The sequence below is a fragment of the Arsukibacterium sp. UBA3155 genome, assembly GCA_002364615.1.
Lineage (GTDB): Bacteria > Pseudomonadota > Gammaproteobacteria > Enterobacterales > Alteromonadaceae > Alishewanella.
In genome coordinates, this window is record DEYP01000030.1 from 41,751 (window position 1) to 56,817 (window position 15,067).

General features: G+C 48.8%; 17 protein-coding genes. 6 read left to right on the top strand and 11 right to left on the bottom strand.

Annotated elements, in window-relative coordinates; genetic code table 11:
• Nucleotides 1–15: 15 nt before the first annotated feature.
• Nucleotides 16–993 (top strand): glutathione S-transferase family protein, encoded by a 978-nt coding sequence (locus B2X65_RS17485; protein WP_290614880.1) that lies wholly within the window; start codon nucleotides 16–18, stop codon nucleotides 991–993.
• 66 nt (nucleotides 994–1,059) lie between these two features.
• Here the strand turns inward: B2X65_RS17485 and B2X65_RS17490 are convergent, their stop codons facing one another.
• Both B2X65_RS17490 and B2X65_RS17495 read right to left on the bottom strand, forming a co-directional pair.
• A complete protein-coding gene (locus B2X65_RS17490) occupies nucleotides 1,060–1,761 on the bottom strand; it encodes an alpha/beta fold hydrolase (protein ID WP_290614882.1) in 702 nt (233 codons plus the stop codon).
• A gap of 87 nt (nucleotides 1,762–1,848) precedes the next feature.
• Nucleotides 1,849–2,460 (bottom strand): ACP phosphodiesterase, encoded by a 612-nt coding sequence (locus B2X65_RS17495; RefSeq protein WP_290614884.1) that lies wholly within the window; start codon nucleotides 2,458–2,460, stop codon nucleotides 1,849–1,851.
• Between the two features lie 58 nt (nucleotides 2,461–2,518).
• On the opposite strand from B2X65_RS17495, the gene B2X65_RS17500 reads away from it, so the two are divergent.
• Nucleotides 2,519–2,926, top strand: coding sequence for a glutathione S-transferase N-terminal domain-containing protein (locus B2X65_RS17500; RefSeq protein ID WP_290614886.1), 408 nt, complete (start codon nucleotides 2,519–2,521; stop codon nucleotides 2,924–2,926).
• 4 nt (nucleotides 2,927–2,930) lie between these two features.
• Here the strand turns inward: B2X65_RS17500 and B2X65_RS17505 are convergent, their stop codons facing one another.
• Entirely contained in the window at nucleotides 2,931–4,166 is a 1,236-nt protein-coding gene (locus tag B2X65_RS17505) for an FIST signal transduction protein (RefSeq protein ID WP_290614888.1), read from the bottom strand.
• A gap of 246 nt (nucleotides 4,167–4,412) precedes the next feature.
• Here B2X65_RS17505 and pbp4b point away from each other — a divergent pair, with 246 nt between their 5' ends.
• On the top strand, nucleotides 4,413–6,065 hold the full coding sequence (pbp4b, locus tag B2X65_RS17510) for a penicillin binding protein PBP4B (RefSeq protein ID WP_290614890.1): 1,653 nt from the start codon (nucleotides 4,413–4,415) through the stop codon (nucleotides 6,063–6,065).
• A gap of 13 nt (nucleotides 6,066–6,078) precedes the next feature.
• On the opposite strand, the gene B2X65_RS17515 is transcribed toward pbp4b, so the two are convergent.
• On the bottom strand, nucleotides 6,079–7,872 hold the full coding sequence (locus B2X65_RS17515) for an ABC transporter transmembrane domain-containing protein (protein ID WP_290614892.1): 1,794 nt from the start codon (nucleotides 7,870–7,872) through the stop codon (nucleotides 6,079–6,081).
• A gap of 171 nt (nucleotides 7,873–8,043) precedes the next feature.
• Here B2X65_RS17515 and B2X65_RS17520 point away from each other — a divergent pair, with 171 nt between their 5' ends.
• The 3 genes from B2X65_RS17520 to B2X65_RS17530 all read left to right on the top strand — a co-directional run bounded on the left by B2X65_RS17520 (nucleotide 8,044) and on the right by B2X65_RS17530 (nucleotide 9,813).
• On the top strand, nucleotides 8,044–8,823 hold the full coding sequence (locus tag B2X65_RS17520) for a class I SAM-dependent DNA methyltransferase (RefSeq protein WP_290614894.1): 780 nt from the start codon (nucleotides 8,044–8,046) through the stop codon (nucleotides 8,821–8,823).
• A gap of 125 nt (nucleotides 8,824–8,948) precedes the next feature.
• On the top strand, nucleotides 8,949–9,170 hold the full coding sequence (locus B2X65_RS17525; protein ID WP_290614896.1) for a helix-turn-helix domain-containing protein: 222 nt from the start codon (nucleotides 8,949–8,951) through the stop codon (nucleotides 9,168–9,170).
• Between the two features lie 28 nt (nucleotides 9,171–9,198).
• Complete coding sequence (locus tag B2X65_RS17530; RefSeq protein ID WP_290614898.1) at nucleotides 9,199–9,813, top strand: hypothetical protein; 615 nt, start codon at nucleotides 9,199–9,201, stop codon at nucleotides 9,811–9,813.
• A 64-nt stretch (nucleotides 9,814–9,877) separates the two neighbouring features.
• On the opposite strand, the gene B2X65_RS17535 is transcribed toward B2X65_RS17530, so the two are convergent.
• The 7 genes from B2X65_RS17535 to B2X65_RS17565 form a co-directional block, all read right to left on the bottom strand.
• A complete protein-coding gene (locus B2X65_RS17535; protein WP_349678723.1) occupies nucleotides 9,878–10,090 on the bottom strand; it encodes a helix-turn-helix transcriptional regulator in 213 nt (70 codons plus the stop codon).
• The gene (locus B2X65_RS17540; RefSeq protein WP_290614900.1) at nucleotides 10,087–10,533 is read right to left on the bottom strand and encodes a hypothetical protein; all 447 of its coding nucleotides are present in this window, start codon (nucleotides 10,531–10,533) and stop codon (nucleotides 10,087–10,089) included. Before B2X65_RS17540 ends, B2X65_RS17535 begins: the two co-directional genes overlap by 4 nt.
• Nucleotides 10,534–10,726: 193 nt before the next feature.
• Nucleotides 10,727–11,236, bottom strand: coding sequence for a phosphoglycerate mutase family protein (locus B2X65_RS17545; protein ID WP_290614902.1), 510 nt, complete (start codon nucleotides 11,234–11,236; stop codon nucleotides 10,727–10,729).
• Nucleotides 11,223–11,798, bottom strand: coding sequence for a GNAT family N-acetyltransferase (locus B2X65_RS17550; RefSeq protein ID WP_290614904.1), 576 nt, complete (start codon nucleotides 11,796–11,798; stop codon nucleotides 11,223–11,225). Before B2X65_RS17550 ends, B2X65_RS17545 begins: the two co-directional genes overlap by 14 nt.
• 103 nt (nucleotides 11,799–11,901) lie before the next feature.
• Nucleotides 11,902–12,672, bottom strand: coding sequence for a DUF3307 domain-containing protein (locus B2X65_RS17555; protein WP_290614906.1), 771 nt, complete (start codon nucleotides 12,670–12,672; stop codon nucleotides 11,902–11,904).
• Entirely contained in the window at nucleotides 12,669–13,304 is a 636-nt protein-coding gene (locus tag B2X65_RS17560) for a hypothetical protein (protein WP_290614908.1), read from the bottom strand. The genes B2X65_RS17555 and B2X65_RS17560 overlap by 4 nt, the downstream gene beginning before the upstream one ends.
• Before the next feature lie 160 nt (nucleotides 13,305–13,464).
• Nucleotides 13,465–14,835: a ribonuclease J gene (locus tag B2X65_RS17565; protein ID WP_290614910.1), complete on the bottom strand. Its 1,371-nt coding sequence runs from the start codon at nucleotides 14,833–14,835 to the stop codon at nucleotides 13,465–13,467.
• Nucleotides 14,836–15,067: the final 232 nt, after the last annotated feature.

A 15,067-nucleotide genomic window follows, 5' to 3' on the forward strand; every position in this document is an offset into this window, starting at 1 on the left:
AATAAGGAGTCTGACATGGGGTTACTGGTCGACGGTAAATGGCAGGATAAATGGTACGACACCGACAGCAACGATGGTGAATTTAAACGGGAAAATGCCCAGCTGCGTAACTGGGTTACCAGAGATGGCAGCGCCGGCCCAACAGGCAAAGCGGGTTTTAAAGCTGAAAAAGACCGCTATCATTTATATGTCTCATTAGCCTGCCCCTGGGCGCATCGCACTCTGATATTTCGTCAGCTGAAAAACCTGACCGATTATATCAGCGTGTCGGTGGTCAGCCCCGATATGCTGAAAAATGGCTGGGAATTTGATACCAGTAACCACAGCAGCGGTGATGCTCTGTTTGGCTATGATTATTTACACCAGGTTTATACCCGCCACCAGAACGATTACAGCGGCAGGGTAACGGTACCGCTACTGTGGGATAAACAGCAAAACTGCATCGTCAGCAACGAGTCGGCTGATATTATCCGCATGCTCAATACGGCTTTTAACCAACTTACCGGCAATACTGACGACTATTGTCCGGCGGATATCCAGCCACAAATCGATCAGATTAACGAGCTGGTCTATAACAACATTAACAATGGTGTGTACCGCTGCGGTTTTGCCACCAGTCAGCAAGCCTATGAGGAAGCCTATTCACAGTTGTTTGCCGCACTGGAACAGGTAGAAACCATACTGAGCAAAAAACGTTACTTAACCGGTGAGTTACTAACCGAGGCTGACTGGCGCTTATTTACCACCTTAATTCGCTTTGATGCGGTGTATCATGGCCACTTCAAGTGTAATAAACAGCGACTGGAAGACTACCCTAACCTTGCCGGCTTTACTCGTGAGCTTTACCAGTGGCCTGGTGTAGCAGCCACGGTCGATTTTTATCATATTAAACGCCATTACTATTTCAGCCATACCATGATAAACCCGAGCCAGGTCGTGCCCGTCGGCCCAGATATCAATTATCAGGCTCCCCATCAGCGCAACAGCCGGTAAACAGACTTCCGTTCTTCAGCTATTACTAAATTCTGAAGAACGGACTTTACGGTCGCTTACCCGCCGCTACCTGATTAAGTTGTATTGCTGAGCGGCGGTATCTGTTTGCAAACCAAAATGACCCAATGCATAAGTATAGGTAGCATTCTCACCCCAAATCCGGCTGCTATGTATACCGTAAACCAGACAACTGCCGGTAGAACATACCACCTGATCGATATTACTTTTAATGGAGTACACCCGCTGGCCAAACCTTACGCCATACAAGCGATCCAGAAACGGACTGGACACCGATAAACCGTTGCTTGCGCAGGTTGTGCTCCAGACATTGTAAGGGTAAACACCACAGCTTAATAAACCGCGAAAAGCCCCTGCTACACCAACAAAAGCATCAACCTGTGAGGCCACACCTAATTTATCAATTTGCTGTGCAGCCAGAGTGGCCCCCATCGAGTGGCCAATAACGTCAATTTTACCGGTGCAGGAGTTATTGATTGCTGAGCTGATGGCATTGCGTACCGGCGTTTCCTCACTGCCACTATGATCGTTGCAGGCTGCGCACGTTTTCGATCCCCAGTTGGGCCGGTATATATCAGCGGCCTGGTAACCTTTGCTTCGTAAATAATTGTAGGTATTGTTCCAACTGCTGGTGCTGGCGGTATTGCCGTGTACCAATACGACAGCGTCAACGCAGGCGTATAATTTAGTCGCTAACAGCAGCGCCATACTGGCGATAATAACCAGTAATGCTTTTTTTATTGTTATCATAAATGACTCCTTGGTTAGGTCACCGATAACTTAAGCAGCTGTATAAATTTCAACCATAACACTTTAGTGCTACGGCGCTCCAAAAGACTAAGGTGTGTTGATATGCCGCGCGGTATCTGACTCAAGCGCTAAGTGTTGCAAATGCTGTTGCAACTGAGGATAAAACTGCAAAAAACTCTGTTCCAGCTCGGCATACCGTGGGGAAATTTCGTCAATAATTCCACCAAAATTGTTTGCAAAGCGGATACGGCCGGCAATATGGTCCAATGCCTGGCCTAGCCCGGATAAATGCTGATAGCTGGCAAACCAATCATAACGGCACACCCTTCGCATCGTATGTTGCATTGGCAACGGCATTAAAGGCATCGCCTCAGACAAGTGTTGATACAATTTCATTTTATAGTCGGCAAATGGCGCTTGGTAAAATTGCTGCCAGTGCCTGATCAAGAAGTGATCAAACAAGACATCCAGTGCTACCCCGGCAAAACGGCGACGCCCCGGCGAAAACCCGGCTTTAGCTGTCCTGACAATACTATGGCTGTCGGTAAAACGATCGGTGGCACGGTGATTGTCCAGACCCGCTTTAATATCAGGATGCAAACTGCCAACCTGCAGGCCTTTGCAAAAATCGCCCAGTAGATTACCGGTTAACGAATAAGGATTTGGTTTTGCCAGTACCGCATGGGCCAGGTAGTTCACACTGCTCTCCTGTTTTTGGTATACTTGCGCCGATTTTCCTTTAGTTGAAGAGTACGCAATGCGCTTGTTTATCCGTTTGTTCTTTAAGTTGGTCCGGCTTATCTTAACGCCTTTTATGTTACTCAGTGAATGGCTTACCAGACCAAAAGCCATTGCTCGTGACGCGGCGCAACAACTGAGCGTTGACGAAAATTGTCAGAACCTTGCGTTATATCAGTTTAGCGCTTGTCCTTTTTGTATCAAAGTACGTAAAGAAATAGCCCGCTTAGGCCTTAACATTGAAAAACGCAACGCGCAGCATAATCAACAATACCGTAATGAACTGGCAGAAGCCGGCGGGAAAGTGAAAGTGCCCTGCCTGCGGGTCAGCCAGCCAGGTCAACCTGTAACCTGGCTATATGAGTCAGCCGATATTATTAGCTATTTACAACGTCACTTTGACAACAGTACGGTCACAGCGAAGTAGTACCTTAACGGGTAAATACAATTAATACGCCACTCCAGTCCAAGCCCCGGCTTTTGCCCGCGTGTGGCGCAATTTCTACCCCGCAGTAGAAGCCCAGTAGCGGTATTCTGGCGCTGTTAAGTAAATTTTGTACTTCTACAGCGTCTTCCTGGCCGGCTTTATGTCGATCATTATCATCAAACTGAGCCACCCGGCCGGCGCAATCCATATAAAGCGCAAAGAACGGCTGCTTGCCATCCTGCTTAATTTGCTGCAACAGTGTCTCTGTGCTGGTTCTTGCCGAAACTCTGCTAAGAGCCGGACTGCGGCGCATTAACTGAATTTGCATACCTTCGTGCATATCAGGCTCAAACAAAATCAGGCCTTCATCATTCGGTAAAATGCCACTGATTAGCCGGTTACTATAATCATTTTCGCTGGCATGCGATGTGCTGTCAGTCGCTGGAATGCCAAGACATAGCTTACTGACCGGCGAACGTTGCCGCCAGTTGCTGCTACCAAAAGCCTGATCGATAACTCCAACTGCAGGTTTACCATCCAGCGTATATAAATACTGGCCAAAAATGCCGGTGACCGTATAACGCTGAGTGCTTAACGGCTGACAACCGTGCATAACCCCGATGTATGACGTTAAATTACCGCCAAACACCAGCGCTGTAGCACTTTGCTGCGCAATACTTTTGCCACAAAACTGCTGAGTATGGGCAAACCCCTGATCGCCCAGTAGCCCTGCGCCAGCAACCGGCACCTTACTTGATAAATTCATCTCCAGGCCACGCAATAGTGGCGCCGAGGGGTTCATCACCGGCGCGATGTGCTCTGAACCAGCAAATTTAATGGAATCATAAAGCAGCAACAACAGACTGGCATCTGGCATGTTGGGCAACGCCGCCGCTAACTGCTCGCCGGCGTTAAACGGACTATTAAACAAGCCACTGGCTACGGCCATCTGACAATAATTATCTTCAAACTTCAACACCGCTACCGCGGCCGGAAACCCCTGATACGACAACTGAGAATTGGTGATCACGCCAATTGCAGAGCCCCCGAAGATATTCACCTCGGGCCCCAATATCAGCCGCAAACCGCGGTAAAACTCCTGATGATCCAGCCTGCCACTGCAAAAGGCCAGTACTAAGTCAGGGTTACCAAACGACGCCTGAGCCATGGCAGCTTTTGCTGCCTGCTGGCCAGCAACACAGGCGTCCTCGCCATTACTGTATCCAATGCCAACTTTCATAGTCCCTCATAAATCATCCTTCACTTCTGGTACATCACAGAAAGCTTTTTACAGAAAGTCTCTGATACTGCTGCTGAATTGACGTCAATCCCTGACTAACATCATCAGAAAACCAATATTACACTGTATTAACTATTGCAGGAATACGTTAAATAACAAAGTTTCTGAATTGCAGACTAACTTGATATAGTGCAACCTTTGAGTATCAGTAATGTGTTTGTCGTTTCAAACGGTCAAGGTAATCAGATGCGGTTATTCATTGTATTAACACTGACAGTAGTAGTGCAGATCGTACTGGCCGGTTGTGCTGCAATACCAGAGCCCGTTATACCCGTGGTGAGCGCACAGCGGCTGACGGCCGCCGAGCAACTGGCGCTCTCTGAGCAGGCCGGCCAGCATTATCTGCAGTGGCCGGAGCAACAGAGCAGTCGCGCTGGGGTGAATAACCGGCGTCGCTTTAACAGCTGGCAAGGCCAGGGCGCGCTACTGGTAGATATGGCTCAGGCGATCTCTGGTACTGTCTCCGTTAATAATCAGCTTATAACGCTGCGCCGGCAAGAGCACGGCCAGCCATTTAAAATGGACATCGGGCCCTATACCCGGGACGGTGCGAATTATCTCCATTTAATTAGCGTAGAGCCCGCCAGCGCTCAGATCATTCTGGCACTGCCCTATCCAGAGCTTGATGAGAAGCCGCTACATGCCCAAATCAACAGCCCGCGCTTTGCGAAGGTCGATCGCCTGATAAACTCGGAAATTGCCGAAGGCTTTCCGGGCGCCGTTTTACTGGTGGTAAAAGATGGCAAAATCATCAAACAAACTGCGTATGGTTATGCCCTTCGCTATACCGCTGATGGTACCGAGCAGGTTACCCCAGAGCCTATGCAAACCAATACCTTATTTGATATTGCCTCCAACACAAAAATGTACGCCACTACCTACGCCGTGATGCAGTTAGTCAGTAGCGGTATGCTGGATATTAATCGCCCGCTGAGCGATTACCTACCCGAATACCTTGGTGACGGCCGCGAACAACGTTTAGTCAGCGATCTGCTTCACCACACCAGTGGTTATGCGCCAGAAGTGCATTTTCATCGGCCTGACAATAGCAATGGCTTGTTATTTTACTCTCTGAATAAAGCTTATACCGATCAGCTTTTGCTGGGACAGGTTCCTTTTATCAGTGAGCGCGGCACCACGGCTCGCTATAGCGACGTTAACTTTATGCTGTTGGGACTGCTGATAGAGCGCTTGACGGCGATGCCGTTAGATCGCTATTTACAACAGCAGTTTTACCGGCCACTGGGCTTAAATAACCTGATGTTTAACCCACTGCAACACGGCGTCGCCCCTTCACGCATCGCCGCTACCGAGCTTGATGGAAACAGCCGGGGTGGCCGGGTAAACTTTCCGGCAAACCGGCAAGGCGTGCTGCGCGGCGAGGTGCACGATGAAAAAGCCTTTCATGCACTGCAGGGAGTGGCCGGCCATGCCGGCTTATTTGCCAGTGCCCGCGATCTGGCAGTGGTAATGAGTGTCGTGGCGCAGCAAGGTGGCTATGGCTGGCAACGATTTATCAACCCGGCGGTCGTGCAGCAATTTACCCGGCCATCCGGCTATGATCATCGTTTTGGTCTGGGCTGGCGTACCGCCGCTGGCGGCGACTTAAACTGGCATTTTGGCGCTTATGCCAGCGACTATGCTTATGGCCATACCGGCTGGACTGGCACGGCTACACTAATCGATCCGCAACATAACCTTATGGTGGTGCTGCTGACCAATAAAAAACACAGTCCGATTATTACAAACGGTAAAAGCTACGAATTTAGCGCTGACAGCTTTGAAACCGGCCGCTATGGCACGATTATGACGTTAATTTACGAAGCCATTCTGCCTTAAAGACGTTCTGGTTCTAATCAGCACTGTCCGCATTTAAAAACTGTAACTGAGCAAGCTGCTGATACAACGGACAGCTTTGCATCAGTTCGCTATGTGTACCTACAGCAATCAGCTGGCCTTTATCCAGCACCACAATGCGATCGGCATGTAGTACGGTACTTAACCGGTGAGCAATAATTAAGGTAGTTTTGCTCTGCATTAAATGCGTCAATGCCTGCTTAACCAGGTGCTCACTGGCAGCATCCAGCGCACTGGTTGCCTCATCTAACAGTAGTAGCGGCCTGTCGGCCAACATTGCCCTGGCGATGGCTATTCGTTGTTTCTGACCGCCGGATAAACGCACGCCGCGCTCGCCCAACTGGCTGTCATAGCCCTCACTCAGCTCCTGAATAAACGCATCAGCCTCTGCCGCTTTGCAGGCAGCAATAACATCCTGCTCACTGGCGTCAGGCCGGCCATATCGCACGTTTTCCAGCACGCTATCAGCAAAAATCACCGCATCCTGGGGTACCAGCGCAAACTGCGCACGCAGCTCGGCAGGGTCAAGCAAGCTGATATCCACGCCGTCCAGCAAAATCCGGCCCATTGGCAAGTTGTAAAAACGCTGCACCAACTGAAACAATGTGGTTTTGCCGGCACCACTTGGGCCAACTAACGCTACCCGCTCTCCTGCGGCAATATGCAGGTTAAGCTGCTTCAGTACCGTTTGGTCTGGCAATTGCGGATAGTAAAAACTGATATCGTCAAACACCAGGCTGCCTGTGACAGGCATCATTAAGCGGGCGGGTGTGGCAGGTGCAGCGATTTCCAGCGGTATGCTGGCTAATTCGATCAAACGCTCGGTAGCGCCCGCCGCCCGCTGTATCTCGCCAATCACTTCGCTGATGGTAGCAACAGAGCCCGCAACGACTACGGCGTAAAATAGAAACGCAGTTAACTCCCCGGCACTTATCTTGCCCGCCAGCACATCGAGTGCGCCAACCCAGCCAACCAGGGTAACGGCACTGATACTGAGCAACATGACCACACCAATTAACAGTGCCCGGTAAAAAATACGCTGTTTTGCTGCGGACATCACCTGCTCAATTTTGCTGGCAAACTGTTGCTGATCCAGCGCTTCATGACCATAAGCTTGTACGGTATGAATTTCATGAAGACTTTCATCTACATGGGCGCCAATATCGGCCAGACGGTCCTGACTGGCACGAGCCATATGACGTACCCGCCGTCCTAATACAAAAATAGGCACCAACACCAGCGGCACCGCAATTAACACTAACCCGGTCATTTTTAAACTGGTAAACGCCATCATCAGTAAGCCGCCAACGGCGGTGACAACCGACCGCAGCGCCATCGAAAAACTGGAGCCCACCACGGTTTGCAGTACGGTGGTATCTGCAGTAAAGCGGGAGATAACCTCGCCGGTTCGGGTTTCACTATAAAACGCCGGCGACAACAGCAGCATATGCCGGTAAACATGGTTTCGAATGTCAGCACTGACCCGCTCGCCCAGCCAGGTCATCAGATAAAACCGACAGAACACCGCTGAAGCACTGACGCAGGTGATCAACAAAATCAGCAGGATGATTGAATTCAGCCGGCCGCTATCGCCCGCAACAAACCCTTGATCGACCAGTAAACGTACACCCTGACCTAGCGCCAGCCACGCCAGAGAACCGATCAGTAAAAACAACATCGCAGCGGCCACCCTGACGCGATATGGTTTTAAAAAGCCGGCAAGCCACGGTAAAACAGGTTGTGGGGTAGACTCAAGGATACTGCTACGCTGCGTAGGAAGGGAACTCATATCACCTCAGATCTCGTTTGTTGTTAACACAAGCAACTGGCCTGATTAGTCATTCAGGCATTTGCAAAACATGGCGCTGACAATATTCACCAGCCTGACCGTTATCATAACAGGCTTAGTCAGGGGCAACGCTAACAATCCTGCTTCGCAAACAGCCTAAACTGCTATAAAATGCGCCACCTTAATTTAGTGCCAGCCACCATTATGTCGTCATCCAATGCCCTTTACACCGATTTATCGGCCTACTACGATTTAATGTGTCGCGACATTAATTATCTGGCCCAAAGCAATATGGTGCACCGGCTTCAGCAGTTGCTGGGAAATGGCGGCAACAGACATCTTGATTTAGCCTGTGGCACCGGCCCGCATATCCGGCATTTTATTGATTATGGCTATCAGTGCAGTGGCCTGGATCTGAACCAGCCCATGCTGGATTTGGCCCGCGCCCGCTGCCCTGAAGCCCGCTTTGTGCTACATAATATGGCAAGCTTCACGCTGGATGCACCGGTAGATCTGGTCACTTGTTTTTTGTATTCCCTGCATTACAACCCTAGTGTCAATGCGCTAAAACAGTGTCTGGCCAGCATATACAATGCGCTAAAGCCCGGTGGATTATTTGTTTTTAATGCCGTAGATAAAGATAAAATTTGTAATTTATCGACCATTCGCCATGGTACCCAGCTTAATAACAGTCAGTTTGTATTTGAATCAGCATGGCATTATCAAGGCGTAGGCGAGCAACAAACGCTAAAGTTGAGTATCGCCAAAACTACCGCAGCAATAACTGAATTTTGGCAGGACCAGCATACTATGGTGGCGGTGAGTTTTACCGAGTTGCAAGCACTGCTTATCCCTTACTTTGAAGTGCATATGTTGGCACATGACTATGCCAAAATAACACCATGGGACCAAAACTCAGGCAATGCCATAGTGGTAGGTGTTAAACGCTAAAACGGTTCTAATGCTGCAAATACGGCCCATTCCCCTTCCTCATGAAAAATGATAAACATAATTTATTTTATGTTTATCATAAAATACTTATTGATATACGAAAATTTATACGCTAATGTTTGCTTATGAACATACAAATTAATCTCGATATACAATTAGCAAAGAGCAAGATGTCTCTTACCGAGTTATCGCAACAGGTTGGCGTGTCTATGACTAATCTATCGTTGCTAAAAACAGGCAAGGTCAAGGCCATTCGCTTTAGCACTCTAGCTGCCATTTGTCAGACGTTGAACTGTCAGCCTGGTGATATTTTGCAGTACATCAGCAATGACAATACTGCTACTTGAACACAATTGATGACTACAGGAGGTTTTTATGACTAAACAGGACTATTTTTTACCTGGTATTGCCGCGCTGCTGCTAGCGGTGCTATTTCCGAGCTATTGGCTATATGCTTTTAGTATTGGTACAGAAAACTTTATGGCAGTATACCGTGCTGATTTACTAAGCCTAAGCCTGTCAGACCTTGTGTTTGTATTGATTGGCGTGCTGGAGGTCTATATTTATTTGTGTTTGCGCCGAAGTTTTGCTGAGCGTTTAAGTTCCGGTTCAGCGGCAGTGTTGTTATTGATTATGGCACTTTTAGTGACGTTATTTCACGCTACGGTGCTAATCGATATAACACTTAGTATTATAGGCTCCGGCCTTACCGATCAGACTATAGAGACTATTAGCGAGTTCACAATAATAGGGGCGCTTGGGGTATTGTTTGCATATGGTTTGGTGGGGTTTATTCTTAGTATTGTTTTACTACTGAACCGCACTGGCGCCCCTAGCTTACTGAAATATTTTGCGGTAGTTCTAATGGTGTGCTGCTTGCTGCAATTTACGGTAATTTTAAGCCCGTTGAATGTATTTGTATTTCCAGTTGGCTTACTCATACTGGCTTTTTATTTTGTTAAACCGGCTCAGCAACTGGAGCTTGTTTAATAACTAGCTTAGGTCGCCATCAACGGGTCTTACGACAGAATACCCCGTCGCATAGCACTACCAGCTATTCTGCCTGCCACTGGAACACTTGCTCCAATGGCAGTTTAAATTCTCCGGCGATGCGAAATGCCACTTCCAGCGACGGTGAATATTTGCCTGCTTCAATTGCCGCAATGGTCTGACGGGTTACCCCTACCCGTTGCCCCAACTCAGCCTGGGTCATCTCGCTTTGTAAAAAACGCAGCAAGCGGATGTTATTACTTAGCGATCCCTTCATCCTGCCTGCCTGCGATAACCCACTACCACCATCGAAAACTGCACCAGCTCCGCGAAAACAATCATAAACAGCGCAGAATTTACAATTTCCCAGCCACTACTGGTAAAAGGCATTACCACCCCGACCAGGATCATACCGGTTATCAATACATAATAGGCCGCAGTAACTGACCGTTGTTTTATGGCAATATCGCGCTCATCTGCCGGCAGTTTTGCATCCTGTGGGTTGCGGCGACGCAGCACCATATGGCCCACCAGTAACAGGGTCACCTGTAGTGTCGCGGTGATGGCATAGCCTGCCAGCTGGTGCAAATCCGGCATGGGCTTTGCCGGAAAATAACCACTGGCCACCAGGGTAAAATACGGACCAAAAGTGAACAACATCGCCAGCATAGACAGCCAGGCTATTTTTTCCCGATATGGCATCGTTTCCTGATACGACATGCTGCTCTCCTTATGTAATTTGGTCTTCGTGACCAACAGAATAAACACAATGGTAGTTAAAAATAACTCAATGTCAAACATTTTTAACATTGACTAATAAAAAACAGCAATGCCAGCGTAAAAAATCGGTTTTATCGCTTTCAGACTATTGATTGCAGACTATTGATGGCGGGCTGGCGCCTGCTTTGCCTTACTAAATGTTATTAGTATGCTGGCATTGGAATGGCTGCTGGCGAATGGTCACACTGCCCTGCTGGCCCAATTGTACCTGGTAAAGCAGGTTATAGTGCTGTTCTGTCAGTGGCGCAACTTCGATACCGCTAAGCAGCTTAACCAGTTCGGGCACAGTGTTGCTATGCCCCACCACCAACACTGGCTGGGCATATGCCTGTAGCTGTTGTTGTAATAGTTTTGGCTGGCGCGCATCGTATTGTTGAACTGGCAGTTTTTTGTGATTCGCAACGGCTGCCGCCGTTTGCTGGGTACGTTGATAGGGTGTGGCATAGACCGCAGCTAACGGAATATCGGCAAACAAAGCAGCCAGGGCTTGTGCTCTTTTCTGACCGCACTCAGACAGTGCCGGGTCTTTGCTGTCGTCCTGTTTTTCAGCGTGTCGCACCAGATAAATGGTAGTGGCACTGACCTGCAGCGCCAGCGCGCAACTGGCCGCGCCAAACCAGGGTAAAATGTTAGTAATTTTCATCAATTTTCTTCCTGTATAGCACCGCATCCACTTCACCCAGCGCGTCCTGATGCATATAGCGTTTAACAAACCGCATACCCAGTTTACGCATTACGCCAATTGAACCGGCATTGTCTGGCGTGGTAATCGCTGATACATATTGCACTTCATTATTATTTGCTACTACCTCTTTGGCAACCGCAGCCGCCGCCTCACTGGCATAGCCCTGGCCCCAATATAGTCGCTTAAAACGCCAGCCCAGTTCAACATCGTCGACGCTTGGTGTGGCGGTATTAAAACCTATTGGCCGGATTAATACCCAGCCCATATAAGCGTTGTCCACTGTACGACATACCTGCCAGATCCCATAGCCCCGCTGTGGGTTACGGTACTGGGCCATTCGCGGCAAAAATATCTCGGTAATTTGTTGCATAGAGGTCCGTTTACCACCATTCAGATAACGCATGACTTCTTCGTCCTGATCAACTTCGAATAATAACGCAGCATCATTTGCAGACAATAAACGAAAGCTTAGTCGCCTGCTGGCAGGAACAGTGAGTGAATGAAGTACGAAATTAGCCATCACGTTATAAATTCCTGTAAAACTATACTATGCCGCTAAGATCTGAGCAGGACTGTCTGAGGCCGCATTGGTTAATAGGGCAACTATCAGCAGCCGGCACCTGTTACGCTGACGACGACACACCAAAGGGTGTTAAACCCAATAATACAATAGCCACCAGTAAGGTCATGCCAAAACTGAGCAATGAACCGAGCAGAATATATTCCGTTAGCGCCCGGTCGTGAGAATCACGTAAGTCGTTATAGCGCAGCACTGATTTAGCCGCCACCACCAACCCAACGCCTGAATACTGGCCTGCCAGAATTAACGTCAGGATCAGTACGCGCTCGGCAATGCCAATTAAGTGGCCCGCAGCCGGTGAGCCTTGCTTTGTAGTGCTAGCCGGAGCAGATATATTTGTCAGCACCATCCCTATTAATACCGAAGTTGGCTTCATTAACAGCAAGTACGCCAGTAACAACAGCAGGTATTCTGGTTGCAGTAATACCCCGCCTAGCACAATCAGGGAACGGTAATCCATATCCGCCAGGCTCAGCCATACCAGTAGGATGACCAGCAGATGTAACAGCTGATCCAGCACAAAGTAGCGCAGGTCTTCAAAATAAGACTTGCCGATATCAATCAGCAGGTGGCTGATTGCAATGAGCAGCGCCAAACCAATCACGCCGATAACGCTGACAGCCGACCAACTAAGGTGGTACCACAACACTAACAGCAGCAGGTTCAGGCCAAAGTGAATTAAACTATGATAATACAGCTGGGCGCAACGCCAGTGCTGTGCCGCCCGGGCCTGCACCCAAGCAGTCGGCTGCAAAAAGAAATCGGCCAGAACATGCACCAGCACTAAGCCCAGTAATAAACTGCTATCACTCATGCTATGCCCCTTAAAATATGACTGTGGCAATACTCGATAAATGCCTGCATCAGCTGGTAATCAGCATGGTTATTGTTCAGCAGTTTGGTGACATTCTCTCTGGAGGTGCCGAGTTTGCCCGCGATATTTTCATGCGAGCTGCCAGGCGTCAGAAAATATAACAATAACGCTTCGGCCTGACGGGCAGTAAGTTTGCTAAGCATGCTGTCGGCCATCTGTAACGGCACCGCTAATATTTGCTGCAACGGTTGCTGCTGGCTGAAAATTGCCAACCGTTGTCCCCCTGGTAAGTTATCCAGGCCATTGCCAGATAGGGTAAAAGCCGGGCCGCTGGCGCTTTTTACATCTTGTCGTAAATTCGTTACCTCACCCAAACCAATACTGATCTTACAATCCCGGCCCAGACTTATTAGCGTTAACCGAATATACAGAGCAAGGGTTACCGCTTCAGCGGGCTGGGGTAATAATATCTGAAACGCGTCACCCCGGTAAAAGTTGTAACTAGCGCCCAGGGTGTCAGCCTGAGCAACCAACAGTTGCTCCAGCTGATACAACACCGTATCGTATTGCCCGGAGGCAATGCCACGGGATTTAACAAAATCGCCGGTTAGCACTGCATAAATTGCTGCCATCTTTTGCTCTCAGATCCGTTTAAGCTGCGTTTAATAGTAATCAATTATGGTTACATGTCAAATATGTAACCATAATTGATTACAAAGCCGAAAGGTAACTAAAAAAGATTACTAAAAGCGTTGTCGCCACAACCTTAATACATCAGAGCGGCTAACCGTTCTAATGCTCTACGGCGATCCGGCCAGTTGCCACGGCCTGATGCCAGATACGTGGCTGGGGTGCCAGCACAAATAAATCACCATTCTGACCGGTCAGTTGTTGCCGTACTCCCGCAGCCTTCGCCACCGCGGCATTAGCCTGAATATGTTCCGCTTCACCATGCACCGGCACAGCAATAGCGGGTTGCACATAGCGATACATTAAGTCGAGTTCGCCCTGATTCGGATGGCCGGATACGTGAATTAGCTCTGGGCTGTCGGCGCTTTGTAAGGTGCGTACTTTCAGTACTTTTAATTGCGCAATCAACCGGCTGACCAGCATTTCATTGCCCGGAATTAAAATAGAGCTAAACAGCACCAGATCATTCTCCTCCAGGATTAAATGCGGATGACGCTGCTGCGCTAAGCGACTCAGCGCAGCGCGGGGTTCGCCCTGGCTCCCTGTGGCAACTACCAACACCTCGTTGGCAGGCAAATAGCCAATATGCGAGGGTTCAATTAATGGAATATCGTCCGGCCAGTAACCGCAGGCCCGTGCCCCCCCCACCATGTTTTCCATGGCACGGCCAAACAGGGCTAAATAGCGGCCGGTTTTTCTTGCAACGTGGCCAAGGCTGATTAGGCGGCCAATATTACTGCTAAAGCCACTGACCACCACCCGCTGTTTTTCATGGCGTATTACGTCAAATAAGCCCTCGAAGCAGGCGGTTTCAGATCCCGAAAAGCCCGGCCTTAACGCATTGGTGGAATCACACACCATGGCGGTAATGTCTTGCTTCGCCAAACGCTTAAATACTTGTGGTTTAAAAGGCTTACCGGTCATAGGGGCATTATCAATTTTCCAGTCTGCCGTATGAAATACCTTACCCGCCGCCGTGGTGATCAACAACGCCTGAGGCTCGGGTATCGAGTGGGTAATACTTAGCCAGTTAATTAAAAACGGACCAATATTGCAGGTGCCACCCAGTGGAATTTCAATAATCGGCATATCTTGTGATAACCCACTGCGGGCTATTTTGCGGCGCAGAATTTCGGCAGTAAAAGGCGTGCAATATACCGGGCAGCCTAAGCGCGGCCATAAAAACGGTAAGGCACCAATATGGTCTTCGTGGGCATGGGTAATAATAATCCCGGCCAGTAGCGCCTTGTGTTTGACAATGAACGCCGGATCAGCCGCCTGCACTTCTGCGGTAATGGGGCTGGATGTCGGTTGTAATGGGTTATAAAACGTCACCCCGCAATCTACCATTAACCAGCGGCTGTCATGACCGTACAGGTTCAGGTTCATACCAATTTCACCACAGCCTCCCAGTGGCAGAAACCATAAGTCACTAGGGCCGGGCAGTAAGTCTGCAGGTAAACGGACAGTCAAAACAACATCCTTCATCTGAAAAAGATAAGCATTGTACGCAGTAAATGGTTAGACAGCACAGCCAACTCAACCCAACAGTGGCAAACAACACAAAAAAACTGATTGGTTATTAACCAAGCTTGACGTAATTAATATTTAGAGGTAAAACGTTTAAGACGGTCAAGGCGATTAAAATAACAGCTAACATCCATGGCGGATTAATAGCTAAAAAAAAGGCTTTCAGCTTATTAAG

Coding starts and splice junctions, on each gene's coding strand:
- B2X65_RS17485 (WP_290614880.1), top strand. CDS start 16: ATGGGGTTACTGGTCGACGGTAAATGGCAGGATAAATGGTACGACACC.
- B2X65_RS17490 (WP_290614882.1), bottom strand. CDS start 1,761: ATGATAACAATAAAAAAAGCATTACTGGTTATTATCGCCAGTATGGCG.
- B2X65_RS17500 (WP_290614886.1), top strand. CDS start 2,519: ATGCGCTTGTTTATCCGTTTGTTCTTTAAGTTGGTCCGGCTTATCTTA.
- B2X65_RS17505 (WP_290614888.1), bottom strand. CDS start 4,166: ATGAAAGTTGGCATTGGATACAGTAATGGCGAGGACGCCTGTGTTGCT.
- pbp4b (WP_290614890.1), top strand. CDS start 4,413: ATGCGGTTATTCATTGTATTAACACTGACAGTAGTAGTGCAGATCGTA.
- B2X65_RS17515 (WP_290614892.1), bottom strand. CDS start 7,872: ATGAGTTCCCTTCCTACGCAGCGTAGCAGTATCCTTGAGTCTACCCCA.
- B2X65_RS17520 (WP_290614894.1), top strand. CDS start 8,044: ATGCGCCACCTTAATTTAGTGCCAGCCACCATTATGTCGTCATCCAAT.
- B2X65_RS17525 (WP_290614896.1), top strand. CDS start 8,949: ATGAACATACAAATTAATCTCGATATACAATTAGCAAAGAGCAAGATG.
- B2X65_RS17530 (WP_290614898.1), top strand. CDS start 9,199: ATGACTAAACAGGACTATTTTTTACCTGGTATTGCCGCGCTGCTGCTA.
- B2X65_RS17535 (WP_349678723.1), bottom strand. CDS start 10,090: ATGAAGGGATCGCTAAGTAATAACATCCGCTTGCTGCGTTTTTTACAA.
- B2X65_RS17540 (WP_290614900.1), bottom strand. CDS start 10,533: ATGTCGTATCAGGAAACGATGCCATATCGGGAAAAAATAGCCTGGCTG.
- B2X65_RS17545 (WP_290614902.1), bottom strand. CDS start 11,236: ATGAAAATTACTAACATTTTACCCTGGTTTGGCGCGGCCAGTTGCGCG.
- B2X65_RS17550 (WP_290614904.1), bottom strand. CDS start 11,798: ATGGCTAATTTCGTACTTCATTCACTCACTGTTCCTGCCAGCAGGCGA.
- B2X65_RS17555 (WP_290614906.1), bottom strand. CDS start 12,672: ATGAGTGATAGCAGTTTATTACTGGGCTTAGTGCTGGTGCATGTTCTG.
- B2X65_RS17560 (WP_290614908.1), bottom strand. CDS start 13,304: ATGGCAGCAATTTATGCAGTGCTAACCGGCGATTTTGTTAAATCCCGT.